Source organism: Specibacter sp. AOP5-B1-6, assembly GCF_052376555.1.
In the GTDB taxonomy this organism is placed as follows: Bacteria; Actinomycetota; Actinomycetes; order Actinomycetales; family Micrococcaceae; genus Specibacter.
This window is the reverse complement of the sequence record NZ_JBQSVT010000023.1, coordinates 18,410-44,339: the sequence shown is the minus strand read 5'-3', so window position 1 is coordinate 44,339 and position 25,930 is coordinate 18,410. Positions and strand designations below refer to the sequence as shown.

24 protein-coding genes are annotated in these 25,930 nt (G+C 65.9%); 13 read left to right on the top strand and 11 right to left on the bottom strand.

Annotation, left to right across the window (positions count from 1 at the left end):
* The first annotated feature begins 55 nt into the window (after positions 1-55).
* The 5 genes from ACT3TS_RS12670 to allB all read left to right on the top strand — a co-directional run bounded on the left by ACT3TS_RS12670 (position 56) and on the right by allB (position 6,347).
* A complete protein-coding gene (locus tag ACT3TS_RS12670; protein ID WP_444531877.1) occupies positions 56-850 on the top strand; it encodes a hydroxypyruvate isomerase family protein in 795 nt (264 codons plus the stop codon).
* Positions 851-987: 137 nt separating this feature from the next.
* Positions 988-1,866: a 2-hydroxy-3-oxopropionate reductase gene (locus ACT3TS_RS12665; protein ID WP_444531876.1), complete on the top strand. Its 879-nt coding sequence runs from the start codon at positions 988-990 to the stop codon at positions 1,864-1,866.
* Between the two features lie 171 nt (positions 1,867-2,037).
* A complete protein-coding gene (gcl, locus tag ACT3TS_RS12660) occupies positions 2,038-3,816 on the top strand; it encodes a glyoxylate carboligase (RefSeq protein ID WP_444531875.1) in 1,779 nt (592 codons plus the stop codon).
* Between the two features lie 7 nt (positions 3,817-3,823).
* On the top strand, positions 3,824-4,990 hold the full coding sequence (locus tag ACT3TS_RS12655) for a glycerate kinase (RefSeq protein WP_444531874.1): 1,167 nt from the start codon (positions 3,824-3,826) through the stop codon (positions 4,988-4,990).
* On the top strand, positions 4,983-6,347 hold the full coding sequence (allB, locus tag ACT3TS_RS12650) for an allantoinase AllB (protein WP_444531873.1): 1,365 nt from the start codon (positions 4,983-4,985) through the stop codon (positions 6,345-6,347). The genes ACT3TS_RS12655 and allB overlap by 8 nt, the downstream gene beginning before the upstream one ends.
* Positions 6,348-6,606: 259 nt before the next feature.
* Here the strand turns inward: allB and ACT3TS_RS12645 are convergent, their stop codons facing one another.
* Both ACT3TS_RS12645 and ACT3TS_RS12640 read right to left on the bottom strand, forming a co-directional pair.
* Positions 6,607-8,076, bottom strand: a complete 1,470-nt coding sequence (locus tag ACT3TS_RS12645; RefSeq protein WP_444531872.1) for an NCS2 family permease — start codon at positions 8,074-8,076, stop codon at positions 6,607-6,609.
* A 10-nt stretch (positions 8,077-8,086) separates the two neighbouring features.
* Entirely contained in the window at positions 8,087-8,572 is a 486-nt protein-coding gene (locus ACT3TS_RS12640; RefSeq protein ID WP_444531871.1) for a nucleoside deaminase, read from the bottom strand.
* Between the two features lie 420 nt (positions 8,573-8,992).
* Here ACT3TS_RS12640 and ACT3TS_RS12635 point away from each other — a divergent pair, with 420 nt between their 5' ends.
* The 5 genes from ACT3TS_RS12635 to ACT3TS_RS12615 all read left to right on the top strand — a co-directional run bounded on the left by ACT3TS_RS12635 (position 8,993) and on the right by ACT3TS_RS12615 (position 14,708).
* Positions 8,993-10,468 carry a xanthine dehydrogenase small subunit gene (locus ACT3TS_RS12635; protein WP_444531870.1) on the top strand — a complete coding sequence of 492 codons (1,476 nt, stop codon included), beginning with the start codon at positions 8,993-8,995 and terminating at the stop codon, positions 10,466-10,468.
* Positions 10,465-12,861, top strand: coding sequence for a xanthine dehydrogenase molybdopterin binding subunit (gene xdhB, locus ACT3TS_RS12630; RefSeq protein WP_444531869.1), 2,397 nt, complete (start codon positions 10,465-10,467; stop codon positions 12,859-12,861). The genes ACT3TS_RS12635 and xdhB overlap by 4 nt, the downstream gene beginning before the upstream one ends.
* A 9-nt stretch (positions 12,862-12,870) precedes the next feature.
* Entirely contained in the window at positions 12,871-13,677 is an 807-nt protein-coding gene (gene xdhC, locus ACT3TS_RS12625) for a xanthine dehydrogenase accessory protein XdhC (protein ID WP_444531868.1), read from the top strand.
* Positions 13,678-13,774: 97 nt separating this feature from the next.
* Complete coding sequence (locus ACT3TS_RS12620; protein ID WP_444531867.1) at positions 13,775-14,065, top strand: DUF4287 domain-containing protein; 291 nt, start codon at positions 13,775-13,777, stop codon at positions 14,063-14,065.
* Positions 14,066-14,138: 73 nt separating this feature from the next.
* Positions 14,139-14,708 carry a mycothiol transferase gene (locus tag ACT3TS_RS12615; RefSeq protein ID WP_444531866.1) on the top strand — a complete coding sequence of 190 codons (570 nt, stop codon included), beginning with the start codon at positions 14,139-14,141 and terminating at the stop codon, positions 14,706-14,708.
* 45 nt (positions 14,709-14,753) lie between these two features.
* Here the strand turns inward: ACT3TS_RS12615 and ACT3TS_RS12610 are convergent, their stop codons facing one another.
* Complete coding sequence (locus ACT3TS_RS12610; RefSeq protein ID WP_444531865.1) at positions 14,754-15,299, bottom strand: YdeI/OmpD-associated family protein; 546 nt, start codon at positions 15,297-15,299, stop codon at positions 14,754-14,756.
* 375 nt (positions 15,300-15,674) lie between these two features.
* Positions 15,675-15,806 carry a hypothetical protein gene (locus tag ACT3TS_RS12605; protein ID WP_444531864.1) on the bottom strand — a complete coding sequence of 44 codons (132 nt, stop codon included), beginning with the start codon at positions 15,804-15,806 and terminating at the stop codon, positions 15,675-15,677.
* A 681-nt stretch (positions 15,807-16,487) separates the two neighbouring features.
* Here ACT3TS_RS12605 and ACT3TS_RS12600 point away from each other — a divergent pair.
* Positions 16,488-16,781 (top strand): DUF1905 domain-containing protein, encoded by a 294-nt coding sequence (locus ACT3TS_RS12600; RefSeq protein WP_444531863.1) that lies wholly within the window; start codon positions 16,488-16,490, stop codon positions 16,779-16,781.
* Positions 16,782-16,845: 64 nt separating this feature from the next.
* Here ACT3TS_RS12600 and bioD read toward each other — a convergent pair whose 3' ends face one another.
* The 5 genes from bioD to bioB are packed head-to-tail and all read right to left on the bottom strand — an operon-like array spanning position 16,846 to position 22,432.
* Positions 16,846-17,556, bottom strand: coding sequence for a dethiobiotin synthase (gene bioD, locus ACT3TS_RS12595; protein ID WP_444531862.1), 711 nt, complete (start codon positions 17,554-17,556; stop codon positions 16,846-16,848).
* Positions 17,553-18,650: a cytochrome P450 gene (locus ACT3TS_RS12590; RefSeq protein WP_444531861.1), complete on the bottom strand. Its 1,098-nt coding sequence runs from the start codon at positions 18,648-18,650 to the stop codon at positions 17,553-17,555. The genes bioD and ACT3TS_RS12590 overlap by 4 nt, the downstream gene beginning before the upstream one ends.
* Positions 18,647-19,951, bottom strand: coding sequence for an 8-amino-7-oxononanoate synthase (locus ACT3TS_RS12585; protein ID WP_444531860.1), 1,305 nt, complete (start codon positions 19,949-19,951; stop codon positions 18,647-18,649). Before ACT3TS_RS12585 ends, ACT3TS_RS12590 begins: the two co-directional genes overlap by 4 nt.
* Positions 19,951-21,333: an adenosylmethionine--8-amino-7-oxononanoate transaminase gene (locus tag ACT3TS_RS12580; protein WP_444531859.1), complete on the bottom strand. Its 1,383-nt coding sequence runs from the start codon at positions 21,331-21,333 to the stop codon at positions 19,951-19,953. The genes ACT3TS_RS12585 and ACT3TS_RS12580 overlap by 1 nt, the downstream gene beginning before the upstream one ends.
* Entirely contained in the window at positions 21,326-22,432 is a 1,107-nt protein-coding gene (gene bioB, locus ACT3TS_RS12575) for a biotin synthase BioB (protein ID WP_444531858.1), read from the bottom strand. Before bioB ends, ACT3TS_RS12580 begins: the two co-directional genes overlap by 8 nt.
* 283 nt (positions 22,433-22,715) lie before the next feature.
* On the opposite strand from bioB, the gene ACT3TS_RS12570 reads away from it, so the two are divergent.
* Both ACT3TS_RS12570 and ACT3TS_RS12565 read left to right on the top strand, forming a co-directional pair.
* Positions 22,716-23,339 carry a TetR/AcrR family transcriptional regulator C-terminal domain-containing protein gene (locus ACT3TS_RS12570; protein ID WP_444531857.1) on the top strand — a complete coding sequence of 208 codons (624 nt, stop codon included), beginning with the start codon at positions 22,716-22,718 and terminating at the stop codon, positions 23,337-23,339.
* 32 nt (positions 23,340-23,371) lie between these two features.
* A complete protein-coding gene (locus ACT3TS_RS12565) occupies positions 23,372-24,388 on the top strand; it encodes a hypothetical protein (RefSeq protein WP_444531856.1) in 1,017 nt (338 codons plus the stop codon).
* Positions 24,389-24,397: 9 nt separating this feature from the next.
* Here the strand turns inward: ACT3TS_RS12565 and ACT3TS_RS12560 are convergent, their stop codons facing one another.
* Both ACT3TS_RS12560 and ACT3TS_RS12555 read right to left on the bottom strand, forming a co-directional pair.
* The gene (locus ACT3TS_RS12560; RefSeq protein ID WP_444531855.1) at positions 24,398-24,859 is read right to left on the bottom strand and encodes a DUF3817 domain-containing protein; all 462 of its coding nucleotides are present in this window, start codon (positions 24,857-24,859) and stop codon (positions 24,398-24,400) included.
* A gap of 62 nt (positions 24,860-24,921) precedes the next feature.
* Positions 24,922-25,845, bottom strand: coding sequence for an oxygenase MpaB family protein (locus ACT3TS_RS12555; protein WP_444531854.1), 924 nt, complete (start codon positions 25,843-25,845; stop codon positions 24,922-24,924).
* Positions 25,846-25,930 lie beyond the last annotated feature (85 nt).

Here is a 25,930-nt window from a genome sequence, read left to right as displayed (position 1 = left end):
AATTATGGAATGACACACACTCGGAACGACGCCGTTCCACGGGAAGGACCCCCAAATGACCTACACAGTGAATTGCTCCATCCTCCTCACCGAGCTGCCCCTGCTGCAGCGCCCCGCAGCTGCCAAGGCCGCCGGCTTTGACGCCGTCGAATTCTGGTGGCCGTTCACCTCCTCCGTCCCGGCAGATGCCGAAGTGGCAGCCTTTGAACGTGCCCTCACCGACGCCGGCGTCCAGCTCACGGGGCTGAACTTCAACGCCGGCGACATGCCTGCAGGCGACCGCGGCCTGGCCTCCTGGCCGGCCCGCACCATCGAGTTCCGCGACAACATCGATGTTGTCGCCGGCATCGGCGGCCGTCTGGGCTGCAAGGGCTTCAACGCCCTCTACGGCAACCGGCAGGAAGCGAGCACCCCGCAGGAGCAGGACGAACTGGCCGTGGCGAACCTCGTGGCCGCGGCACAAGGAGTTGCCGCGATCGGCGGCACGGTGCTGTTGGAGCCTGTTTCCGGCACTCCCTCCTACCCGCTGAAGAGCGCCCAGGACGCGCTGGACGTCATCGCCAAGACCCGGGCTGCCGGCGTCGACAACGTCAAGCTCCTCGCCGACTTCTACCACCTGGCCGTCAACGGCGACGACGTGCCGGCCGTGATTGAAAAGCACGCCCGGGACTTCGGCCACATCCAGATCGCCGACAACCCGGGCCGCGGCGCACCCGGCACCGGGACTCTCCCGCTCGGCGAATGGATCACCCGCAGCCGGGAACTGGGCTACACCGGCCACATTGGACTCGAATACAAGGCGGCAGCCGAAAGCGCCTTCGCCTGGGCCATCCGCGAACCCGCCGTGTAGCCCCGGCCCCGCAGTCCGGCCCAGCAGTCCGGCACGGCAGCCCGCGGATCCCGACGCCCCGGCCCCGGCACACGTGCTGCGCCGCCACCATCCCGACCACCCCAAAACTTTCGACACTTTTCACTTAAGGACATCTCATGAAGAACATCGCAGTCATCGGTCTCGGCATCATGGGTCTGCCCATGGCAGTGAACCTGGTCAACGCCGGCTACTCAGTGTCCGGCTACAACCGCAGCGAGGCCGCCACCGACAAGCTCGCAGCCGCCGGCGGCAGGGGCGCAAGCAGCATTGCCGACGCCGTCAAGGACGCCGACGCCGTCATCACCATGGTGCCTGACTCCCCCGACGTCGAGGATGTTGTCAGCGGCTCGGACGGCGTCTTCGCCAATGCCCGCAAGGGCACCCTCTGGATCGACGCCAGCAGCATCCGCCCCGATGTGGCCAAGCGCCTCTCCGAGGACGCCGCGGCCGCCGGCATCCGCCCCCTTGACGCACCCGTTTCCGGCGGTGAACAGGGCGCCATCGACGCCGTCCTGTCCATCATGGTTGGTGGTACGGCCGAGGACTTTGCCGACGCCGCCGACATCCTTGGCGCCGTGGGAAAGACCATCGTCCACGTGGGCCCCTCGGGTTCCGGCCAGACCGTCAAGGCCGCCAACCAGCTCATCGTGGCCGTCAACATCCAGGCACTGGCCGAGGCCATCGTGTTCCTCGAGGCCTACAACGTGGACACCGAGGCCGCACTCAAGGTGCTCGGCGGCGGACTCGCCGGCTCCAAGGTGCTGGACCAAAAGGGCCAAAAGATGCTGGAGCGCAACTTCGACCCCGGCTTCCGGCTGGCACTTCACAACAAGGACCTTGGCATCGTCACCGCAGCCGCCCGCGAAGCCGGCATCACCGTCCCGCTCGGCGGAGCCGTGGCGCAGCTTGTCACCGCCATGGTGGCCCAGGGCGACGGCGCCCTGGACCACTCCGGCCTCTTCAAGCAGGCGGCGGCACTCTCCGGCCGCAACTGACGCGCCGGCGCCACAACCAACACAGCCAGCACAGCCAGCCGCCCTGCCAACCGCAGGGCAGGCACCCAACGCAGGATCCGGCGTCGAACATCCCACCGCGGCGCCGGTGCCTGCAGCACACCCAAAAACACCCCACCCAGACTTTCCCACACGCCCTGCAAGGAGCACACCATGACTAAAATGCGCACCGTTGACGCTGCCATCCTGATCCTGGAAAAGGAAGGCGCCACCGAAGTCTTCGGACTGCCCGGGGCAGCCATCAACCCCTTCTACGCCGCCATGCGCGACCACGGCGGCATCCGCCACACCCTGGCCCGCCACGTTGAAGGCGCCTCCCACATGGCGGACGGCTACTCCCGCGCCGCCGACGGGAACATCGGCGTCTGCACCGGCACCTCCGGCCCGGCAGGCACCGACATGATCACCGGGCTGTACGCGGCCTGGGCCGATTCGGTGCCGATCCTGTGCATCACCGGCCAGGCACCTGTGGCCAAGCTGCACAAGGAAGACTTCCAGGCCGTGGACATCGAGACCATCGCGGCCCCCGTGACGAAGCTGGCCATGACCATCAAGGAGCCGGGACAGATCCCGGGCGCCTTCCAGAAGGCGTTTTACCTGATGCGCTCGGGGCGGCCCGGCCCGGTCCTGCTGGACCTGCCCATCGACGTCCAAATGGCCGAGATTGAATTCGACATCGACGCCTACGAGCCGCTCACGCCGAACAAGCCCGCCGCCACGCGCAAGCAGGCCGAGAAGGCACTGGACATCCTGCTGGCCGGCAAGCACCCCTTAATTGTTGCCGGTGGCGGCGTCATCAACGCCGGGGCCTCCACCCGGCTGGTGGAGCTGGCCGAGCTGCTGTCGATTCCCGTCATCCCCACGCTCATGGGCTGGGGCTCGATCCCGGACGACCACCCCTTGATGGCCGGCATGGTGGGACTGCAGACCTCGCACCGCTACGGCAACGCCACGTTCCTGGAATCCGACGCCGTCATTGGCATCGGCAACCGCTGGGCCAACCGCCACACCGGAGGCCTGGCCACCTACACCGCCGGACGCAAGTTCGTGCACGTTGACATCGAACCGACCCAGATTGGGCGCGTCTTCTCGCCGGACCTGGGCATCGTCTCCGACGCCGGCGCCGCCCTGGACAGGCTGCTGGAAGCCGCCCGCGACCGCAAGGCCGCCGGCACCCTCCCCGACTACAGCGAATGGGCCGACGCCTGCGCCGCCCGCAAGGGCAGCCTGCACCGCAAGACCCACTTCGACAACGTGCCCATGAAGCCGCAGCGCGTGTACGAGGAAATGAACCTGGCGTTTGGCCAGGACACCACCTACGTCTCCACGATCGGCCTGTCACAGATCGCCGGCGCCCAGATGCTGCACGTCTTTGGCCCGCGCCGCTGGATCAATGCCGGCCAGGCAGGCCCGCTGGGCTGGACCGGACCGGCTGCCCTGGGCGTCGTCCGGGGCAAGCCCGGTGAGACTGTTGTGGCGCTCTCCGGCGACTATGACTTCCAGTTCATGATTGAGGAACTGGCTGTTGGCGCACAGTTCGGCCTGCCGTACATCCACGTGGTTGTGAACAACTCCTATCTGGGCCTGATCCGCCAGTCACAGCGCGGCTTCAAGATGGATTACCACGTCTCCCTGGCCTTCGAGAACATCAACTCTCCCGAAACCAACGGCTACGGCGTCGACCACGTCAAGGTCGCCGAGGGGCTGGGCTGCAAGGCCATCCGGGTGGAGCGTCCGGAGGACATGCCGGCCGCCTTCGCCGAGGCGAAAAAGTTGATGGCGGAGTTCAAGGTCCCCGTGGTGGTTGAGGCCATCCTGGAGCGGGTCACCAACATCTCCATGGGCACCGAGCTGGACAACGTCACCGAGATTGAGGACATTGCCGAGTACGCCGCCGACGCCCCCACCGCCATCCTGGCCCTCCAGGACTAGGGACCCCATGCGCGTCATCGTGGCCCCGGACAAATTCAAGGGCTCACTCTCCGCACCCGACGCTGCCCGGCACCTGGCCGCAGGGCTCCGTTCGGCGAACCCGGCATTGGAGATCGAGCAGGTTCCGCTCGGCGACGGCGGCGAGGGCACCGTTGATGCCGCCGTCGCCGCCGGTTTCACCCGGGTCACCGCCACGGTCGAGGGACCCACCGGCAGCCCGGTTGCGGCTGACTTCGCCGTCCAGGGACCGCGCGCGGTCATAGAGATGGCTGCGGCATCGGGCCTGCACGTGCTCGACGGCGGCACCCTGGTTCCGCTGACGGCGTCCAGCTTTGGCACGGGCCAGCTGATCAACGCCGCCCTGGACAAGGGATGCACCGACATCGTCCTCGGTGTGGGCGGCAGCGCCTGCACCGACGGCGGCGCCGGCATGCTGGCAGCGCTCGGCGCGAAGTTGCGCGATGCCCGGGGCCGGCCCATAGCCCCCGGCGGCGCCGCACTGGCGTCGGTGGTGCGGATTGCGTTGGAGACCATGGATCCCCGGCTGGCCGGAACACGGTTCACACTGGCCAGCGACGTGGACAACCCATTGCTGGGACCGGACGGCACGGCAGCGGTCTTCGGGCCGCAAAAGGGTGCCACCGGCGACCAGGTCGAGGAGCTGGAGGACGCCCTGGAACGGTATTTCCGGGTGTTGTCCAACGAGCTGGGACTGGCGGCTGTCTCCGCCAGCGACCACCCCGGATCCGGTGCTGCCGGAGGTGTCGGCTACGCGGCACTTGCCGTCCTGAACGCTGTCCGCTGCCCAGGCATCGAGGTGGTCATGGAGCTGACGAACCTGGCGCAGCGCCTGCGCGCAGCCGACCTTGTCATCACCGGCGAAGGCAGCTTGGACCACCAAAGCCTGCGCGGCAAGGCGCCCGTCGGCGTTGCCGCCGCGGCACAGCAGGCGGGAGTGCGGGTGCTGGCGGTTTGCGGGCGCACCACGCTCACTGCTGCAGAACTTCACTCCGCCGGGTTCGCCCGCACCCATGCCCTGACCGAGCTGGAGCCCGACACGTCCCGCAGCATGAGCCATGCAGCGGAGCTGTTGGAGCGGATCGGTGCAACCATTGGAACAGAACTGGCAACAGCACCGGCCCCGGCCAATCAAGAGGAGATTTCCCTTGTCTGACACGAACACCTTCGACCTGGTCATCCGCGGCGCCAGCGTCCTCACCCCCGCCGGCCCCGCCGCGCATGAGGTGGGCATCAAGGCCGGCGTGATTGCCGCCGTCGTGCCTCTCGGCACCAGCCTCTCCGGCCGGGCGACCATCGAGCTGGCAGCGGATGAAACCCTGCTGCCAGGCCTGGTCGACAGCCACGTGCACATCAACGAGCCCGGCCGCACCGACTGGGAGGGCTTTGCCTCCGCCACCCGGGCCGCCGCCGCCGGTGGCGTCACCACGGTCGTTGACATGCCGCTGAACAGCATTCCGCCGACGACGACGGTTCCCCACCTTGAGCTCAAGCGCGAGGCCGCCGCCGGGCAGGCGTTTGTGAACGTCGGCTTTTGGGGCGGTGCTGTCCCCGGCAACACCGCGGAGCTGCGGCCGCTGCACGAGGAGGGCGTGTTTGGCTTCAAATGCTTCCTGATCCACTCCGGCGTGGATGAATTCCCGCACCTGGAAGCCGCGGAAATGGAGCACGACCTCGCGGAGATTGGCTCCTTCGCTTCGCTGCTCATTGTGCACGCCGAGGATTCCCGGACCATTGGCGAAACGGTGCCCGTGCCGGGCCGGCGCTACGCCGATTTCCTGGCCTCGCGGCCGAGCTCGGCCGAGAACACGGCCATCGCCCAGGTCATTGAGGCGGCCCGGCGCACCGGCGCCCGCGCCCACATCCTGCACCTGTCCTCCGCCGAGGCCCTGCCGCTGATTGCCGCCGCCAAGGCCGACGGCGTCCGCATCACGGTTGAGACGTGCCCGCACTACCTCACGCTTCAGGCCGAGGACGTGCCCGACGGCGCCACCGCCTACAAGTGCTGCCCGCCCATCCGTGAGGCCGGCAACCGCGAGCTGCTGTGGCAGGGGCTCGAGGACGGCACCATCGACTGCATCGTCTCGGACCACTCCCCCAGCACCCTGGATTTGAAGGACCTGGAGAACGGCGACTTTGCTGTGGCCTGGGGCGGGGTGTCCTCGCTCCAACTGGGCCTGCCGCTGATCTGGACCGAAGCCCGCAAGCGCGGCATCGCGCTGGAAAAAGTGGTGGGCTGGATGTCTTCAGCCCCGGCCGACCTCGTCGGGCTTCCCGGCAAGGGCCGCCTGGCTGTGGGCGCCGACGCCGACTTCTCCATCTTCGCCGCCGAGGAATCCCAGGTGGTGGATGTGTCCCGTCTCAACCACAAGAACGCCATCACCCCGTACGACGGCGCCACCCTCACCGGGGTCGTACGGCGCACCTTCCTGGCCGGTGCCGAGATCGACGGCGTGACCCCCACCGGCAAGCTGCTGCGCCACACCGCCCACGCAGCCAGCCCCGCCGTGTAGCGATTCCGGGTCGCCAGGCTTCCGCCCGTAAAGGTTGCCGGCGCAAGTCGCTTCCCAGCCAAGCTGCCTAAGGCAGGCCCCCAGTCCCGGGGCCTGCCTTTTGGCTGCCTGCCTCCGTGCCTTCGTTCCGCACGCATGCGTGCCGCTCATGACGGGTCCGCCTGCGACTGGACGGCGTAAGGGAAGGCCCCCGGTATCCGGAAGCCTTCCCTTACGTGCCGGTTCTTTGTCCCTGCTGGCGTCCGCTGCTCGGAGCCGGTTACGAAGCGTTGATGAATTGCTCAATCGGTCCGCGGACAAAGTAGAGCATGAACCCAAACGAGACCACCCACAACAGCCAGTGGACCTTCCTGGCACGTCCCGAAGCCACGTTGATGAGCGACCAGCTGATGAAGCCCACGCCAATGCCGTTCGCGATCGAGTAGGTCAGCGGCATCGTGACGATGGTCAGGAATGCCGGCAGCGCCACGGAGAACTTGTCGAACTTGATCTCGCGGATCTGGGACATCATCATGGCCCCCACGACAACCAGCGCCGCCGAACCCACTTCTATGGGCACCACCAGTGTCAGCGGCGTGAAAAACATGGAGATCAGGAACAATCCACCGGTGACCACGGAGGCCAGTCCGGTCCGGGCGCCCTCTCCGATGCCCGCGGCACTGTCAACATACACGGTGGCCGAGGAGGTGGAGGTGCCACCACCGAGCACTGCGCCGGCGCCTTCAACGATGAAGGCCGCGCGCAGCCGGGGAAAGGTGCCGTCCTTGTGGGCAATGCCGGCATTTTTTGCCAGCCCGGTCATGGTTCCCATGGCATCGAAGAAATTTGTGAACACCAGGGTGAAGACCAGCATGGTTGCGGACAGTGCGCCGACGCGCCCGAAGGAACCGAGCAGGTCGAATTGTCCCACGAGCCCAAAGTCGGGGATCGTGACCAGCTGGGTGGGCAGGGCCGGCACCGTCATGTGCCAGCCGCCCGGATCTTCGAAGCTCGGACCCAGCTTCAGGAATGACTGGGCAACAATAGCCAGGACTGTCGTCGCCACGATGCCGATCAAGATCCCGCCGGGCACCTTCCGTGCCACCAGGATCCCAATCAAGAGCAGTCCCACGAGGAAGATCAAGGTGGGCACCGAAGCGATCGAACCATCGGTGCCCAGCTGGACCGGCGGGCCGCCTTCGGTGCGGCTGACAAAGCCGGAGTCCACAAATCCGATAAAGGCGATGAAGAGGCCAATGCCGACCGTGATGGCAGCCTTCAGGGCATGCGGCACCGCCCTGAAAATGGCGGTGCGGGCTCCGGTTGCACCGAGAAGCACGATGATCAAGCCGTTGATGATGACCAGGCCCATGGCTTCCGGCCAGGTGACCTGGCCAATGACCGCCACGGCGAGGAATGAGTTGATGCCCAACCCGGCAGCAATCGCAAAGGGCAGCCGGGCGAACACGCCAAAGAGTATTGTCATCAGGCCTGCGGTCAGTCCGGTGGCGGCGCCGACCTGGGCCGGATCCAGGAATCCTCCCGACACGTCGGTGGCGCCCTGCCCGCCCAGGATCAGCGGGTTGAGGATGACGATGTAGGCCATCGTAATGAAGGTGACGATGCCCCCGCGAACTTCCCGGGCGATCGTTGAGCCGCGTTTGGTGATCTCGAAGAATTTATCCAGTTTCGTCACCGTGACGGTGTTGTTCGGCGCTGCAACTTTCTCTTTGGAGGTGCTCGTTGACATCGCAAGCCTCCTAATACGTGATCTTGTCGAGGTTGCTGCGCCATTGGTCGAAGGGGTCCACGGCACGTCCCGTCTCGGGCGTCACCTTGGCCACCGGCATGAGGAGCCTGTCGCTGTCCGCGTCAAAATACTCATAAAAGACCGCATCGTCGAAACCGGCGTCGGCGGCATCGTGCCGGTCAGCGGCGAAGTAGACCTGCCCGATGCGGGCCCACAATGAGGAGGCAAGGCACATCGGGCAGGGTTCGCAGCTGGTGTAGAGGGTGGCGCCGGACAGGTCGAAGTCGCCCACTCCCTGGCAGGCGTTGCGGATGGCAGTGACTTCGGCATGTGCGGTGGGGTCAAGATTTGCCGTTACCCGGTTGAGGCCTTCAAACTCACGCCCATCGGCCGTGACGACAATGGCACCGAATGGCCCGCCGTTGTTCCGCACGTTTTCGGTGGCCAATTCCACCGCCTTCGCCAAATAATATGCGGGCTGTTGTGACTTATCCATGGAGACACGTCCTTGTGGTCTGGGGAACCGAATCATCATTGATCCGGCATCATCTGTTGCCTAAGGTTGAGGCGCCGCCAGTAAACTGGAGGCAAATGCTGTTGCACAGATGAGACTAACAACACATGGGCAGCGTGGCAATGATTATGGAATTATTTTTCTGCATCGTGAAAGTTTGCAGAGGTCCACCGCGACATCGAGGGCCGCGCCGAGGGGGCCATGTGTCCTTGACCACACCCGGCAATGGACGTAAACTTTCATAATCCAATATATGAATTTCAAGTTGCGGAAAAGTTGGGAGCTCGCGATGATGCAATCCCCTACAGCCGGCCCGACCGACAGCCCCCGGGCCGGCCACGCCCGGTCCAACTGGAATCCTGCCAGCACCCACTGCGACGACAAAGAAGCCGGAGCACGACAATGAACACTCCCGAACCCACCCCGGGCTCAGAACCAAGCTTCACCATCAACGGTGCCGAGCGCGCCTTCGGCCGGTCGGCCTCACACACCACCGCCCTTGATTGGCTGCGCGAAAACCGCCTCACCGGAGCCAAGGAGGGGTGCGCCGAAGGTGAATGCGGAGCCTGCGCCATCCTGGTGGCCCAGACGGACCGGGACGGCAGGACCAGCTGGACGGCTGTCAACTCGTGCCTGGTGCCGATGGCGGCGATGGACGGGCAGGAGCTGCTGACCGCGGAGGGCCTTGGAACTCCGGAACAAATGCATCCGGTCCAGGAAGCCATGGCTGCCGCCGGCGGCTCCCAATGCGGCTACTGCACCCCGGGCTTTGTCTGCAGCATGGCGTCGGAATTTTACCGCAAGGACCGCGAACCCGCCCCCGAACAACTCGCGGAGTGCAGCCACGGCGAACACGGCCCCAACGGATTCGACCTGCATTCGCTCAGCGGCAATCTCTGCCGGTGCACCGGCTACCGCCCCATCCGGGATGCCGCATATTCCTTGGGGGAAACCACCGACGAGGCGTTTGCCCGGCGCAGGGACGAGCCCGCCCCGGCCTACCCAAAGACCTCATTCACACGCTCCGACGGCCGGTTCATCCGGGCCACCACATTGGCCCAGGCAACCGCGCTGCTGGCGGAAAATCCGACCGCCATCCTCGTCGCGGGAAGCACTGACTGGGGAGTTGAGGTCAACCTTCGCGCGCGCCGCGCCCCGTTGGTCATCGCCATCGACCGCATCCCTGAGCTGGACTCCATCGTGGTGGGCGACGAGACAGTCGAGATTGGCGCCGTCGCCCCGCTCTCCGAGATTGAACGGGTGCTGGCCGGCAAAGTTCCGCTGCTCGCCCAGCTCATCCCGCAGTTTGCCTCCCGGCTCATCCGCAACCGGGCAAGCCTTGGCGGCAACCTCGGGACGGGCTCCCCCATCGGCGACAGCCCGCCCGCACTGCTCGCCCTCGACGCACAAATCGTCCTGGCCGCAGCCGGCGGGGAGCGGGTGCTGCCCCTTTCGGACTATTTCACCGGGTACCGGGCAACGCTCAAGGAACCCGGCGAACTCATCAAAAGCGTGCGCATCCCGCTGCCGCTGTCGAACCTGACGGCATTCCACAAGATCGCCAAGCGCCGCTTCGACGACATCTCAAGTGTCGCCGTCGCCTTCAGCCTGCAAATTGACGACGGCGTGATCACCCGGGCCCGGATCGGTCTTGGCGGCGTCGCGGCCACCCCGCTGCGTGCCTACGCCACGGAAGAAGCCCTGGCAGGACAACCCTGGACCCGCGACACGGTGAAGCGTGCCGCCGCGATCCTGGGCGGCGAAGGCACACCCATGAGCGACCACCGCGCCAGCGCCAGCTACCGCTCGATCATGCTCTCGAGCGCCCTCATCAAGCTGTACACGCAGAACACCATGATCCTGGAGGCCACCTCATGAGCCAGCTGTCACGCCGCCCCAGCGCGCCCGTCGTCGGCGAATCGGTGCCACACGAGAGTTCCCGCCTGCATGTGACGGGGCAGGCGCTCTACACCGACGACCTTGCCCAGCGCACCTCGGATGCGCTCACCGCCTGGCCCGTGCAGTCCCCGCACGCCCATGCACTCATCCGGTCCATGGACACCTCCGCGGCACTGGCGGTGCCCGGCGTCGTCCGGGTCCTCACGGCAGCCGATGTTCCCGGCGTCAACGACTGCGGGATCAAGCACGACGAGCCGCTTTTCCCCTCGGAAGCCATGTTTTATGGCCACGCCGTTGCCTGGGTGCTGGGCGAAGACCAGGATGCGGCGCGTGCCGGCGCTGCTGCCGTCATCGTCGACTACGCACCCCTCCCCTCGCTCGTCTCGGTCGCCGACGCCATCGAGGCCGGCTCGTTCCAGGGCATGCCGCGAACTGTCAGCCGTGGCGATGCTGACGCGGCGCTGGCCACCGCGGACAGGGTCATTTCCGGTGTCACGGAATTCGCCGGCCAGGAGCATTTCTACCTGGAAACCCAGGCTGCGTTGGCCACCGTCGATGAAGGCGGGCAGATCTTTGTGCAAAGCAGCACCCAGCACCCCTCCGAAACACAGGAAATCCTGGCCCATGTGTTGGGCCGGGCCAACCATGAGATCACCGTCCAGAGCCTGCGCATGGGCGGCGGCTTTGGCGGCAAGGAAATGCAGTCCCACGGGTTTGCCGCCATTGCCGCCATCGGCACGCTGCTCACGGGCAGGCCGGTTCGGGTCCGGCTCAACCGCACCCTCGACATGACCATGACGGGGAAACGGCACGGATTCCACACTTCCTGGGAGGCCGGCTTTACCTCGGACGGAAAATTGCTGGCCCTGAAGGCAATGCTCACGGCCGACGGCGGCTGGTGCCTGGACATGTCGGAGGCGGTGCTGGCCCGGGCCCTGTGCCACGTCGACAACAACTACTTCATTCCCAATGTGCACGTCGACGGCCGGGTGGCCAAGTCCAACAAGACCTCCCAGACAGCCTTCCGCGGCTTCGGCGGGCCACAGGGCATGCTGGTCATTGAGGACATCCTGGGGCGCAGCGCACCCCTGCTCGGCTTGGCGCCGGAGGACTTGCGGCGCAAGAACTTCTACCGCGAGGGTGACAGCACCCCGTACGGGATGCCCGTCCGGCATGCAGACCGTGTGACGACGCTGTGGGAACAGGTCCTTGAGCGCAGCGGCTTCAGTGAACGCCGGCGTGAAATTGATGCCTTCAATGCAGCCCACCCGCACCGCAAGCGCGGCTTGGCCGTCACACCCGTCAAGTTCGGCATCTCCTTCAACCTCGTGGCGTTCAACCAGGCCGGTGCGCTTGTGCACGTCTACAAGGACGGTTCCGTGCTGATCAGCCACGGAGGCACGGAGATGGGTCAGGGCTTGCACACCAAGATGCTGCAGGTTGCCGCCACCGCCCTTGGCATCCCGCTCTCGGGTGTCCGGCTGGCCCCTACCCGCACCGACAAGGTGCCAAACACCTCGGCCACCGCAGCCAGCTCGGGTACCGATCTCAACGGTGGCGCCGTCAAGAACGCGTGTGAGCAAATCATTGAGCGGATATCGGCCGTCGCCGGCGGCATGCTCGGCGTCTCCGGCAGCGATGTCCGCTTCTCCAACGGCGTGGTGACGGCCTTGGGGGTCCGGGACCGCAGCTTCACGTTCGCTGAAGTCATCATGAAGTCCTACATGCAGCGGGTGCAATTGTGGGCCGCCGGTTACTACCGGACCGAAGGCCTGCATTGGAATCCCGAGCTCATGCAGGGGGAACCGTTCAAGTACTTTGCCGGAGGTGCCTCAGTCACCGAGATCGAGGTTGACGGCTTCACCGGCGCCTACACGACCCGCCGGGTGGACATTGTCCACGATGCCGGTGATTCGCTCTCGCCCATGATCGATATTGGGCAAATCGAAGGCGGCTACGTGCAGGGTGTCGGCTGGTTGACGCTGGAAGACCTGCGGTGGGACGAAAGCGACGGCCCGCATCGCGGCCGGCTGCTCACCCAATCGGCCAGCACCTACAAGCTGCCGAGCTTCTCCGAAATGCCCGAGGTGTTCAACGTGCAGCTGATGGAGCACGCTGAAGAGGAGGGTGTTGTCTACGGTTCGAAGGCAGTGGGCGAGCCCCCGTTCATGCTGGCGTTCAGCGCCCGCGAGGCAATTCGTGACGCCGTCAGGGCCTTCGGTCCGGCGGATTACAGTGTGGAGCTTGCATCTCCGGCCACACCCGAGGCCGTCTTTTGGGCGATTCAGCAATCCTGTGCGGCAGCCGGCAGCTCGTTCGACGAACTGGATCTCAACGTTGCCGCTGTCGAGCCCGTAACCGTTGGCCTCTAGGAGTTTGCCATGGACTGGTTGGCAGCGCTTGTGCAGCTGCGTGAGCGAAACGAACCGGCGGTTGTCGCCACGCTCGCGCAGGTGCGCGGCCATTCGCCACGCAACCCGGGGGCGAAGCTGGTGGTCTCGGCGGATGAACTGTGGGGAACGATCGGCGGCGGAAATTTTGAGGCCAGTGTCATCGACCGGGCACGGGAGCTCATCGCCCTGGGCAACGGCACTCCCGAGCTCATGGCGTTTGCCCTCAACGACAAGGTTGCCACCACCCATGGCGTGCAGTGTTGCGGCGGCGAGGTCAGTGTCCTGCTTGAGATCCTGAACCCGAGGCGGACGGTGGCAATATTTGGACTCGGCCACGTTGGCTATGAAATCGCCCATGTTCTTGCCCGGCAACCGGTGAACCTGCTGCTTGTCGACTCACGCGAGGAGGCAGTCTCCCCCAGCCGGCTCCAGCCGCTGATGCACGGGCTGGCCACGGTGTCCGTCCACCACGAGCCGGCGCCCGAGGTGGTGCTGCGCGACCTTCCCGATGGAGCCACGGTTCTCGTGCTCACGCATGACCACGCCGAGGACCTGATGCTGTGCGAAGCTGCGCTGCGGGCCAAGCCCTCCTACATCGGACTCATCGGCTCACGCAGCAAATGGTCGCGCTTTCGCAAGCGGCTCCACGACGAGGGGCACGACGACACGGAGATCGACAGGATCACCTGCCCCATTGGTGCCCCTGACATAACAGCGAAAGATCCGGCAAGCATCGCCATCGGCGTTGCCGCCGACCTTCTCACCCGTTGGGAAGGTGCAGTTGCCGCCGATTGATGACTGCTGGGTTTGAGCGCGCTGCCAGCTGCCAACCGAAACCGCACGGCCGCACCAGCCGCCGTCCGAAACAAAAGAATCCGATGGGAAGCCAACCATGTCATTTCAGGCGTATCTGGACACGATCGAGAACAAGACCGGACTCACTCCGCGGCAGTTGCTGGCACTGGCCCACGACCGCGGACTGGACAAGGAACCAGTGAAGGCCGGCGCCATCATCGATTGGCTCAAGGAGGACTACGCCCTTGGCCGCGGGCACGCGATGGCCATCGTGCACATTGTCAAAAACGGTCCCACCATCAGCGACAAACATGTGGCCACCGGCGGAACACACAGTGATGAGTCAACCGAGTTGTGGCTTGACGGCCAAAACAGCCGGCCGGCGTAGCCCTCCCCGCCAGGGACCACTGCTGGGAGCACGGCCCGGCGGATCGCATGGGGGTCGTCGCCACTGAAATTGGATGAGGATGCAACGCCTGAGTGAACAACCCGCACGATGGACAAAGTCGACCATTTATCCCGACATGTGGGCCGACCCCGGCGACGATCCCCGCGAGGGTGCAAGCCCAGACGGTGAGTTGGCGACGCTGCAGGATTACTTGGCGAGCTACCGCATGACCATCCTGATGAAATGTGAGGGCCTTGACCCGGACCAACTGGCCACCCGGTCCGTGCCGCCGTCGAGCATGTCTCTGCTTGGCCTCCTGCGCCACCTGGCCGAGGACGAAAGGGACTGGCGCAATTGGATCAGCGACGGCGGCCCGCTGCCGAAAATTTATGGACCACGCGATGCAGACTTCGATGACCTCGTGGCGGTGCAGGCCGAGGTGGATCTTGCCCTCTCCACTTTGGCGCGCGAACAGTCGGCCACCGATGCCGCCCTGGCCGGGCACCCGGATCTTGGTGAGCGGCTTGGAAAAGACCGGATTTCGGTTCGTGAACTGCAGGTGCACAGGATCGAGGAGTATGCCCGGCACAGCGGGCACGCCGACTTGCTGCGCGAATGCATTGACGGCAGGGTGGGCCAGTAGCCGCGGGTTGCCTCGGGCCCACACGGTCCTGGCGACCCGGCCGGACTAGAGTCCCAGCCGGACAATAATGCGGGCGATGGCACCTGCCCGGCCGCGGGGCGTGTGGGCCTTGAGCAGTGGCAGCATCAGGAGGTACCGCTCGGACCGGCCAAGGCCCTCGAAGGCAGCACGGGCAGTCGGGTTCGCTGCCAGCGCCGCCGTCAGCTCTGCCGGCACACCGGCGGTGCGTTGCGGTTCGTAGGCGCCGCCCCAGCGACCGTCGGCCTTGGCCGCCTCGATCTCCTGAATTCCGGCCGGATGCACGCGCCCGGCCAGGAGAAGCGCCTCAACACGATCCACATTGACCTTGGACCAGGCGCTCCCCGCCCGGCGGCGCGAATAGCGCTGCAAAAATGACCCCTCGTCGCAGGTCTTGCGCTGGCCGTCTATCCACGCGAAACACAGGGCCACGCCACCTGCCTCGTCAATCTTGATGCGTGCTTCCGTGGAATGAAGCCAGCCGATCCGCAGCCACGCCTCGTCCTGCTGGTCATGGAACTTTTCCAGCCAGGACTCCCATTCGCCACCGTCGCGGAATTCCAGCACGTCCATGGTCAGTGTCCGGCCGGGCTCAGGCAGGCATCGGTGCGCGTCCGCCGGGCAGTCTCGAGGTCCATGGCGCAGCAGCAGTTCGTGGCGACTTCCGGAATGCTCATGGGTTCGTCCTTGCGGCTCGGTGGTTGGAACCAGCGTAATGCCTCACTGCAGGCTGCGCGAGACCTCCGGCAGCCGCACGGCTGCGCTTTCAGCTTTGGCCGTTTAAATGAAACAGCCCGTGCTGGTCAGCACGGGCTGTTCACGGTGTCCGGCAGGTGCAATGTGCACCGTGCCTGCGGTGGGAATGGGGTGTACGAAATGTGTAATGGCCATCTCGCCCCTCCTTTCAGCGGTGTGCCGTCGCTGGCACGCCATCGTTGGCAGAAGGGTTTAGCGGATGTTGAACAGGTCAACCCGGACGATCTCGCGATACTGGCGTTCGCGAAGCTCGGTGAATTTTTGGTGGTCAACGGGGGTGAAGAAGATCCGTTTGATGGACGACTTTGTGGGCTTGGGATTCATGGTGGCACCCCCTTTCGATGCTGGCTGTGAATTGCTGGACATATTGTGGCGCGACAAATAAGGCCTCTATTTCATTGTGAAATGAATGGAAAACGGCGTTATCAGAGCACAAAAGAGCGCGAGTTGTTTTGTGCGTATTATCCGCCCGGCAGTCAAGAGTCTTCACCACCGGCAAGCAAGAACCTGTCAATCGCGCCGACGGCGTGATTGCAGAGCTGTGCCTACAGAAAGTGTGGAAAATGACCAGTGCTGATCGGTCGGAATGCGGCTGCCGAACGACAGCCTGACTCGGGCAGCCTTGCGGCGGCGGCCCTACGCGGTGACGGCGCTAGCCGTGACGGCGATCGACAGGCGTGCCGGGCAAGGCATGACGAGATCCGATAACTCCGGACTTGATAATTGTAAACATCATGGCCTCCCTTCAATTGCACGCGGACATCCCGGAGGGTTCTCGGGACTGATAATAAAGCTACAGCACCGAGAGTGCATTTATCCAGTCCATTTCCAAATATTCTCGAATATTTCTTTGTGACCACATTTTCAGCAGTTTTCAAGCCGGCCGCACCTTGCCGGACGAACGTCACCGCAGCGCCATCACCTGCCCGCCAGCGCCGCTGCGCCCCACTTGCCGCGCCGTCTATCCTGAAGGGGACCGATCCCACACCGAACATAGGACCGCCCATGGCAGCCCCCAAGGAACCGCAGGCGCTGGACTTCACCTTTACTGCGCCGATCTGCAAGGAGGGCGCCTTTGCCACGTATCTGGTGGTGGCGGGCTCCGATGAACTTCTGGGCACGCGCCGGGCCATCAAGGTTTCAGGCACCCTGGACGGCAAAACACCGTTTCAGGCCACGCTGATGCCCTCAGGCACCGGCCCGCACTGGCTTCCGCTGCGGGCAGCCCTCTGCAAGGCAATTGGCAAGTCCGACGCCGGCGAGCAGGTCAGCGTGCACCTGCAGCAGCGTTTGAGCTAGCGCCCCTGCCAAAGCCCCGTGCCGGCACCGCGACGCTCCCATCAGCCCACCGGTGCGGCAGTGTTCATCGCTGTGCCAAACCACCCCGGATGCCCAACCATCCCGGGGCTGCGGCGCGGAATTGTGCCCCGTTCAGCCTCGAGGCGCCTGCTGGCAGCCTGCCCAGCAGGGGCACGGTCAGCTGTGCCAGGAATTCCGCGTTGTCCAGTTCCACCATGCTTGGCTCCCGGGGCCATGAACCCACCACCAGCCCGGCGGCAGCAATCCCACGGACTGCGAGCGCCTCCAGTGTCAGCATTGTGTGGTTGAGTGTGCCCAGGCCGCTGCGGCACACCACGACCACCGCCGCGTCCGGGAATTCGGCGGCCAGGTCGGCAAGGGTGTTCCCCTCCCCGTCCAGCTCAACCAGCAATCCGCCGGAGCCTTCCACCAGGACGTGGTCATGCCGGACGGCCAGTCCCCGGATGGCAGCGACATGGTCGACGAGCGCCGGCAGTGCCGCTCCCTCACGCACAGCCGCAGCAACCGGCGCCATGGGCAGCACCAACCGCACCCCGTCACTGCAGGCAACAGTTCCAGCCAGCCGACGCACCTCTCCCACATCGCCGGCTTCCGCGGCAACCACACCTGTCTGGACCGGTTTGTACACGGCCACGGCGGCGCCTTCGGCCTGGAGCGCCGCGGCAAGTGCCGCCGTCGTCAGTGTCTTGCCCACGTCCGTGTCGGTGCCGGTGACAACCACGACGGCGGGAAGCCCCACCGGGGCCCCGCTCACCGCGGGCTCCTTGCAACCGTGACGGACCTCGGGGTTTGGAAGGAAAGCAGCCGCAACCACCCGGGTTCCGGTCCCGCCAGTTCCAGGTCCGGCAGGCCTGCGGCCGTTTCCTGCAGCACGACGGTGGTTTCCAGTTCGGCCAGTTTGGCACCAAGACAGCGGTGCAGCCCGTGCCCAAAGGCCAGGGAGTAGGCCGTGGGCTGCGCATCGGGGCCATGCCGGCCCGAAAGTTCCAACAGGATCTCGGCTCCGGCAGGCAACGCCACGCCGTTCAGTTCCGTTGCGTGCAGGGCGGAACGGCGCCAGGTGTGCACCGACGATTCGGCAGCCAATACTTCCCGCACATGCCGGACGGCACCATCTGCTCCAGTGAGCTCCTGCCAGCCCGCGGCCCCGAGGCCGATCCCCCGGTACAAGGCCGTATTGATCAGCTGGGAGGTGGTCTCCTGCCCGGCGATGACTAGGAAGTAGCCCAGCGAGCAAACTTCGGCGGTGGAAAGCCCGGCTGCCAGCAACACCCCGTACAGGGAGTCCTTGCCGCGGCTGGCGTTCACCTCGCCGCGCAGCCAGTCGTAGAACGACGCGGCACTGGTGGCCAGCTCGATCTGCCGTTCGGCGTCGGGCCAGCCCCAGAACAGCTCCAGTGAATCCCTGCTCCATGTCTTCAGCTCGCCAAGGGGCGGGTTCCGCTGTCCGGTGAGCTCTGCCATGATGACCGGCGGAACGTGGCGGGCAAGGGACAGGGAAAGGTCAACGGGTGCGGGGTTCAGCGCGGCGGGATGCGACGCCGCCGCGTCCAAGGCGGAGGCCGTCGCTGAAATATGGTGCCGGGCCAGCGCCCGCACCCGCGGAGTCACGGCGGCCACCTTCGCCGGGGTGAAGAACCCGGCCACCACCTTCCGCACGGCGCGGTGCCGCTCCCCCGTGGCAGATGCCAGCACCGGTGGCAGGGCGAATCCGGCCTTGCTGAGAATCCGCAGTGTGGCCGGCGCCAGTGGCACCACCGAGGTCAGGGCGTTGGTGGGTGCAAAGTCGCCGGTGCGCCGCATGACTTCCCTGACGGCGGCGGGCTCGCCCACAACGTGGTAATTCATGTTCGTGTCCTCTCCCTGTGTGAGTCGTCTCCGACGGCACTTCCTGCGGTCAGCGCCGGCACCAGCTGCCGAAACAGCCCGGCCGCGCGTTCGATCTCGCCGGGAACGAGATCTGCCCGTGCGGTCAGGCGCAGTCGGGACACGCCGTCGGGCACGCTGGGCGGCCGGAAACAGCCCACCAGCACCCCGGCGGCCCGCAAGCCGGTGGCCACGGACACGGCCTCCCGGGCTGACGACAGCGGAATGGACTGGACGGCGCCCGGCGAGCGCATGATGCCGCACAGTTGGGCCAAGGTGGCAGCGTTGCTGTGCAGCCGCCCGGCCAGTTGCGGCTCGGCGAGAATGATCTGCGCCGCCCTGGCGGCGGCTGCTGCAGCTGCCGGAGCCAATGCAGTGTCGAAAATGAAGGGCCGTGCGGTGTTGACCAGATGCTCGCGCAGGGCAACCGGTCCCACCACGGCCCCGCCCTGGGATCCCAGAGCCTTGGACAAGGTCACCGTCAGGACAACGTGCCCGGCACCCGAGTGCCCGGCACCCGAGAGCCCGGCACCGGAGAGACCCGCCGCATGCACGGCACCGCGCCCCTGCCCGGCCACTCCGATCCCGTGCGCCTCATCAACCAGCAGCCAGGCATCGTGACGTGCACACAGTTGGGCCAGGGCACCAAGGTCCGCAGCATCCCCCAGCACCGAATAAAGTGATTCAACCACGACGACGGCTCTTGGCTGGGTGCGTGTCTTCAGCGCCGCTTCCACCGCCGCCAGATCTCCGTGTGCAACGGTGGCCACCGGGGAACGTGACAGCCGGGCGGCGTCCAGCAGTGAGGCATGCACGTGGGCGTCCAGGACCAGAAGTGTTCCCGGGCCGCCCAGTGCCGTCAGCACACCGAGGTTCGCCAGGTAGCCGGAAGAAAACGCCAGGGCGGACTGCCCGCCAGTCAGGCGGCACAGCTGCTCTTCGAGATGGGTGTGCACCGGCAGCGTTCCGTTGACCACTCGAGACGCCCGGGCACCTGAACCGTATTGTTGGACGGCTTCGATGGCCGCATCCGTGAGCCGATGGTCCCGGGACAGGCCCAGATAGTCATTGGATGCCAGATCCAGCACCGCTTCGGATCCGGCCGTCACGGCACCGCCGGATGGGGGCGTTGGCACCGTAGCCCCGGCGACGGGCATTGCGGCGGGTGCTGGCACTGCGGCACGGACAAGGCCCCGGCGCTCGCGGACTGCCGCACGACCAAGCAGCCACTCTTCCATGGCACCGGTTCCTGTCTCCGGTGAACCGTACGCTGCTGCTCCCATCAGCCGTGCACCTGCTCCACGGCCGCACAGAGGCCGGCCCCGATGACGGCGACGTCCGCGGCGGTGCTTACATAGGGAGGCATGGTGTAGACGAGGTCCCGGAACGGGCGGACCCACACACCGTGCTCCACGGCTGCCCGGGTGAGTGCCGGGACATTAACTGCACTGTGCAACTGGATGACGCCCACCCCTCCGAGCACCCTGACGTCCCGAACCTGCGCCAGCCCGGTCGCCGGTGCCAAGGCCGCAGCCAGGCCGGTCTCGAGGGAGGCCACCTGCCCACGCCATGGCACCTCGTCCAACAGTTTTAGCGACGCCACGGCCACGGCGCAGGCCAAGGGGTTGGCCATGAACGTGGGCCCGTGCAACAGTGCCCGCAGCGGTGACGCCGTGATGACGGACGCCACCTCGCGCGAACACAGCATCGCCGCCAGCGTGAGGTATCCCCCGGTCAGGGCCTTGCCCACGCACATGATGTCAGGGGCCACAGCGGCCCATTCGGCGGCAAAGAGCTTTCCTGTGCGGCCAAGACCGGTGGCAATTTCGTCCAGGATCAGCAGCAGGCCATGTTCGCTGGCCACGCGCCGGGCGGCCTGCACACACTCTGGTGCATAGCTGTGCATTCCGCCGGCACCCTGCAACACAGGTTCAAGCACGACGGCGGCCAGCTCGTCCCGGTGGCTGCGGACGGTTTCCTCAAGAACATCAATCCACGCCTGCACCTCCCGCGGATCGGAGACCAGTTCGCCGCCGACCAGCCGGGCTGCCGGTGGCCGGGGCAAAAACAGCTGCCGGGCCACGAGGCCCGGAAACTCGGCGTGCATGCCGTCCACCGGATCGCACACGCTCATGGCGGCAAAGGTGTCGCCGTGGTAGCCGCCGGCAAGTGCCAGAAAGCGGCTTCGCCCCGGGAACCCCGCAGCCCGCTGGTACTGCACCGCCAATTTCAAGGCCACTTCAACCGAGACGGACCCCGAGTCGGCCAGGAACACGTGCTCCAACCCCTCAGGCGCCAGCTCCACGAGCCGCTCGGCCAGTTCCACGGCGGGGGCATGCGTCAAACCACCGAACATGACATGCGAGAAGCTGCCGACCTGTTCCAGCAGCGCGGCGTCGAGCGCCGGATTCCGGTAGCCGTGCACTGCCGACCACCATGAACTCATGGCGTCCACCACCTCAAAGTTCTTCCCGTCCGCTGCCTGCAGCGCCAGCCGGGTCCCGGCCGCCCCGGTCACGGCATAGGGTGCGGGGCCGTCCAACGGGGCGTAGGGATGCCACAGCAGTCCGCGGTCGCGCTCCACCAGGGAGCGGTTTTCCACAGTCGGGGCTGCCCCGCTTGCCCTGTGGCGGGAGGCGGGTTCGACGTCGGACCGGCTAAGCATTGGGGGCAAGTTCCGTACCTGCTCCCCGGCGCCTGATGGCGGGCTGGGCTCCGGCGGCGACATGGCCTGATGGCCCGGAGTCGCCGTCGTCCTGGGGCACGCCACCGGGGGTGGAAGTGGCGCTGCCCAGGATAGTGAAGCCGGCGTCGGCGATCATCTCGAGGTCGGCCTCTCCGGGCTGGCCTTCGCTGGTGAGGTAATCCCCCAGGAACAGCGAGTTGGCAATGTTCAGGGCCAGCGGTTGGAGGGTGCGCAGATGCATTTCGCGTCCGCCGGCCATGCGGATTTCGACGTCCGGGCAGGCGAATCGGACGGCGGCGAGGATGCGCACGCATTGGGCGGGCGTCAACAGCCAGGTTCCTTCCAGCGGGGTGCCGTCGAAGGGCATGAGGAAGTTGACGGGGATGGAGTCGCTGCCGAGCTCGCGGAGGGCGAAGATGGCGTCGATCAGGTCATCATTGCTTTCACCCATGCCCACGATGAGGCCGGAGCACGGTGAGAGCCCGGCGTTTTTGGCGTGCTCGACGGTGCGCACGCGATCCGAGAACTCGTGGGTGGAGCAGATCTCCTTGTACATTTCCTCGCTGGTGTTCAGGTTGTGGTTGTACGCGTCCACACCGCAGGCCTTGAGACGCTCGGCCTGGCCGTCCTTCAAAATGCCAAGGCAGGCGCAGACTTCCACACCCGGGTGCTGCTCCTTGAGCCCTTCGACCATGCCGGCGACGCGTTCCACGTCACGGTCGGAGGGGCTCTTGCCGCTGGCCACCAGGCACACGCGGGAGGCGCCCGCTGCGACGCCAGTCGCCGCCTGTTTCAATGTTTCGTCCGTTTTGAGCCACGTGTATTTCAGGATTTGCGCGGCCGAGCCCAGCCGCTGGGAGCAGTAGGTGCAGTCCTCGGGGCACAGCCCGGACTTGAGGTTGACCAGATAGTTCACCTTCACGGTGTTGGCGAAGTGGGCGCGCCGCAGGCGGGCCGCAGCGGCCACCACATCGAGCAGCTGGTCATCGGAGGAAGTCAGGACGGCAAGGGCGTCCTGACGGGTCAAGGTGGCGCCGGACAGCTGGCGGTCGGCAAGGGCCTGAAATTTATTGAACACTGTTCAAGTATCAAAATTGGGGGCTGTTCTGTCAAATGCCGGGAGTTTGCGTGACGTTCCTGCGCGGCCTCTATACCTGGATCCATGGTTCCCCGACTCGGCATCGTCAAGACAAGCCACCCCTTCCATCGTGACTTCGCAGTCCTGGCCCCCAAACAGCCCTCAAGCAGGGCCGCAACGGCATTTCAAGGGCCAAAACTGCACACTCACCGCTCGGCCAGCAACCTCAGGGAGAGCCGAGTGGGTGCCGCTGCCGGCATGAGGCAAAATGGAGGTGGGCCCGATGGCCCGCCAGCACAAGTCCGACGAAAGATGGCTGCCCATGCCCCTCACCCGTGACCAGGTCATTGAAACCGCGTTTGGAATCCTGCGTGACTTTGGGCTGGCCGACCTGTCCATGCGGCGGCTGGCCCGGGACTTGGATGTGCAGCCTGGCGCACTTTACTGGCACGTGAAAAACAAGCAGGAGCTGCTCGGCGTCTTGTCAGTCATGATCCTGGCACCGGCGACGCCGGGTCCCGCGGACGAGGTCCGGGCGACGGACGCCTTTATGAACCTGCGGCTGCAGGCCCGGGCCATCCGCCAGGCTCTCCTGAAAGTTCGAGACGGTGCCGAAGTGGTGGCGCTGACCCACTCCCTTGACCCTGGATCCCTCAGCGCCCTCCGCCAGCCGGCCCATGAATTTGCCTCCGCCGGCCTTCCCGAGCAGCAAGCTGACTGGGCCGCCCGGGCACTCGTACACTACATTCTGGGAACAGTCTCTGATGAGCAGACCCGCAACGGCCTGACCGAGGCCGGTGTGCTCGAGGCCAGCCTGGATGGTGCCGACGAGGAAGCCGCCTTTGACTTCGGACTGGGGCTGTTGCTGGCCGGCGCCGCCACAAGCCCGACGCCCGGCAGCCAATGACCCTGCGCTTGTGAAACGGTAGGCTACCGGGCATGGACACTCCGCACACGGCCAAGCTGCACCTTGAAATTGACTTGATGTTCGACGATCCGGCAGCCGTCCAGCGGCATGCCGGAGCCTGGGCGCGCGAGCAGTCCGACGGTGGCACCACACAGGTGGCCGAATTGCTGTCGCAAGCGGCGGAGGGGCCGGAGTCCGCCTTGATGATGCTGATTGAGCCCGACGACGTGGTGGGAGCAGTCCCCGGCGTCACGGCACTTGGCGCCAGCCTGTGGATCGACGGTTCCTCCGAGGCTGCCGCACCGCGGCCAGCCGCATCCAGCAGCGATTACGAATCGGACCTCGAAGAGTCTGAGACCGGGGAACTGGACCTTGGCGACCTGGATCCTGACGAGCTGGATCTTGGGGGTTTGGAAAGTGAGGAGGACTGGCTCCGCACCATTTTCCAGTCCGCCGACAAGCTGCCCGGCCTTGAGCTGGAGCTGCTCGGTTATGACCAGGAGGAACCCAGCCCGGACCTCCGGAGCCGGTCCCTGCGCCGGGCCACCAACCTGCGCGGTGCCATGCACTGGGCCTTCGAATTTCTGGTTGATCAACTCTTTGATGACGTTTCGACGCTGCGCACCGAGCCCGAAGCCGTTGCCGAAACCATGCAGCTTGGTGACCTTCCACCCCTGCACAGGGCCCACTACGGCCCCTTGTTTGCCCAGAGATTTTTGGCCGTGACACTGGATTTGGGCACCTCGCTTGCCACCTCATACCGCTCACCCACGTGCGTGGCGCAGGAGCTCGCCCTCAGGCTGCTGCTTGACTGCGTGGAAATTTTGCAGGACATGCTCCCGGCCCTGGAATTAGCCGAGGACTGGCGGGGCAGCGCCGAAGACAACTTGTTTGAGGACCTTGACCATGAGCTGCTTTACGATCCCGCCTTTGACGGGATCGCCAGCAGCCCCCTGGCCGGGCAGCTCGGCATGGCCAACCTCGATGTGTCGTCGTGGTTCACGCCGTTCTTTGACCGCGCAGTCAACCCCTACGCCGCCAACGAATAGCGAAAGCGCCTAGGCGCGGCCGCCGGGCGGGCCCACAAACATCATCGTGGCCATGATCCCGCCAACAAACACCACAAACACCACGCTCAGCAATACCGGACGGTTCAGCATCCAGCGCAGCACAAGCTGCACCCAGTGCCCGTCGCGCGGGTGGTCGGTCGCGGTGGTGCGCCATCCGCCGTCGAGCCTGCCCTGCTTTTCCAGCCGCCTGTCAAAGGGGATGGTCAGGTACGGCACAAACGCGGTCAGCGCAGCACCCACGATCATCCGCGGGCGCCAGCGCTGGTTCAGCCCGACCAGGACGGCCGTGGTCACGTAGGCGATGAACACGAGACCGTGCGCAAAACCGCCCACCGTGACGGGCCAGTCCCCCAGCTTCAGCGCGTACTTCATGATCATGCCGGCAATCAGCAGCGTCCAGGTGACGGCCTCTGCGATGGACAGGGTGCGGTAAAAGGTGCGGGGTGTCATGGGCTGGGTGCAGTCCTTGGTTAGTTGGTGACAGGTAGTCGGCAAAAGGCGCCGTAAATATCCTAGCCGTGCTTGCTGGGCGTAGGCTCCACTCCCAACCGCGTCCTGCGGGCACGGGCGGATGCTTCGCTGGGCCCGGGTGAGCCCAAACTCCAGCCCACGACGGCGAGCACTGCCTTGGCGGGCAAGGTCACCGGAAGCGGGACCGGGCCAAGCCGAGGGGCGCGCAGCTGCAGCAGCTCCCGGTAGTGCCGCGGAAGGGAGGCCACTGCGGCGGCAAAGAGGACCTTGTACCCGGCCTGCTGCGAGCGCGGCAGCGGCGGGTCCTTGATGAACGCGACGGTTTCGGCAACCCGTTCGTCGTGGCGCAGCTCGGGCATAAAGTCGGCAAGCTGGGCGTCCAGTTCCGCCCGGGTGGTGGGCGGATTGGCCACGTGCATGAGGGCCCCGGCCACGGCCCAGTCGGCCACATAGGCGTCCGCGCCTCCCGGGATGGCGCTGCCGTACGCTTCGTGGGTGGCAAGGAACGCCTGGGTGAACGCCAAGTGCACCCAGCGCAGCAGGTCCGGGTCGTTGGCCATGTAGGGCCGGGCTTCGCCGCTGGTTGCCGTGTAGCTCCCCCGGATGAAGTCGTGAATGTGCAGCACCTTGTTGGAGGCCGCCTGTGCCGCCACGGTGTCCCCGTAGCTGACGGTGAAGATCCAGCGGATGGTCCCGGCCAGCCTGCCCAGCGGGTCGGTGCGGTAGTTGGAATGGTCGTGGACCCCTGCGAGCGCGCCCGGGTGCAGGGCCTGGATCAACAGCGACTGGATCCCGGCCACGAGCGTCGTCATGGAACCGTGCACAGCCCAGGCCGCCGATTCCGGGCCAAAGTACCCGCCGTCGTCGCCCTTTTCCAGGTCAAGCTCCCACTGCGGGACCGTGGGAGAGTTGTTGCTGAAGGTGCCGCGCAGCTCCCTGCGCCACCGTGCCACGAGGTTTTCCATGTCCCCAGTCTGTCGCTTTCGCGGTCCAGATGCACGACGGCGGGACCCGCCACCTCCCCCGGCTGCCGGGTCCGATGACAAACCC

Excerpts from the sequence above, each read along its gene's own strand:
- ACT3TS_RS12610 (WP_444531865.1), bottom strand. The coding sequence starts at position 15,299 with ATGGACGTGCTGGAATTCCGCGACGGTGGCGAATGGGAGTCCTGGCTG.
- ACT3TS_RS12615 (WP_444531866.1), top strand. The coding sequence starts at position 14,139 with ATGAGGATGCAACGCCTGAGTGAACAACCCGCACGATGGACAAAGTCG.
- xdhC (WP_444531868.1), top strand. The coding sequence starts at position 12,871 with ATGGACTGGTTGGCAGCGCTTGTGCAGCTGCGTGAGCGAAACGAACCG.
- ACT3TS_RS12600 (WP_444531863.1), top strand. The coding sequence starts at position 16,488 with ATGGCAGCCCCCAAGGAACCGCAGGCGCTGGACTTCACCTTTACTGCG.
- ACT3TS_RS12590 (WP_444531861.1), bottom strand. The coding sequence starts at position 18,650 with ATGAATTACCACGTTGTGGGCGAGCCCGCCGCCGTCAGGGAAGTCATG.
- ACT3TS_RS12605 (WP_444531864.1), bottom strand. The coding sequence starts at position 15,806 with ATGAATCCCAAGCCCACAAAGTCGTCCATCAAACGGATCTTCTTCACC.
- ACT3TS_RS12670 (WP_444531877.1), top strand. The coding sequence starts at position 56 with ATGACCTACACAGTGAATTGCTCCATCCTCCTCACCGAGCTGCCCCTG.
- ACT3TS_RS12620 (WP_444531867.1), top strand. The coding sequence starts at position 13,775 with ATGTCATTTCAGGCGTATCTGGACACGATCGAGAACAAGACCGGACTC.
- ACT3TS_RS12665 (WP_444531876.1), top strand. The coding sequence starts at position 988 with ATGAAGAACATCGCAGTCATCGGTCTCGGCATCATGGGTCTGCCCATG.
- ACT3TS_RS12565 (WP_444531856.1), top strand. The coding sequence starts at position 23,372 with ATGGACACTCCGCACACGGCCAAGCTGCACCTTGAAATTGACTTGATG.
- xdhB (WP_444531869.1), top strand. The coding sequence starts at position 10,465 with ATGAGCCAGCTGTCACGCCGCCCCAGCGCGCCCGTCGTCGGCGAATCG.
- ACT3TS_RS12635 (WP_444531870.1), top strand. The coding sequence starts at position 8,993 with ATGAACACTCCCGAACCCACCCCGGGCTCAGAACCAAGCTTCACCATC.
- ACT3TS_RS12580 (WP_444531859.1), bottom strand. The coding sequence starts at position 21,333 with ATGCTTAGCCGGTCCGACGTCGAACCCGCCTCCCGCCACAGGGCAAGC.
- ACT3TS_RS12555 (WP_444531854.1), bottom strand. The coding sequence starts at position 25,845 with ATGGAAAACCTCGTGGCACGGTGGCGCAGGGAGCTGCGCGGCACCTTC.
- ACT3TS_RS12645 (WP_444531872.1), bottom strand. The coding sequence starts at position 8,076 with ATGTCAACGAGCACCTCCAAAGAGAAAGTTGCAGCGCCGAACAACACC.
- ACT3TS_RS12655 (WP_444531874.1), top strand. The coding sequence starts at position 3,824 with ATGCGCGTCATCGTGGCCCCGGACAAATTCAAGGGCTCACTCTCCGCA.
- ACT3TS_RS12560 (WP_444531855.1), bottom strand. The coding sequence starts at position 24,859 with ATGACACCCCGCACCTTTTACCGCACCCTGTCCATCGCAGAGGCCGTC.
- ACT3TS_RS12585 (WP_444531860.1), bottom strand. The coding sequence starts at position 19,951 with ATGGGAGCAGCAGCGTACGGTTCACCGGAGACAGGAACCGGTGCCATG.
- gcl (WP_444531875.1), top strand. The coding sequence starts at position 2,038 with ATGACTAAAATGCGCACCGTTGACGCTGCCATCCTGATCCTGGAAAAG.
- ACT3TS_RS12570 (WP_444531857.1), top strand. The coding sequence starts at position 22,716 with ATGGCCCGCCAGCACAAGTCCGACGAAAGATGGCTGCCCATGCCCCTC.
- ACT3TS_RS12640 (WP_444531871.1), bottom strand. The coding sequence starts at position 8,572 with ATGGATAAGTCACAACAGCCCGCATATTATTTGGCGAAGGCGGTGGAA.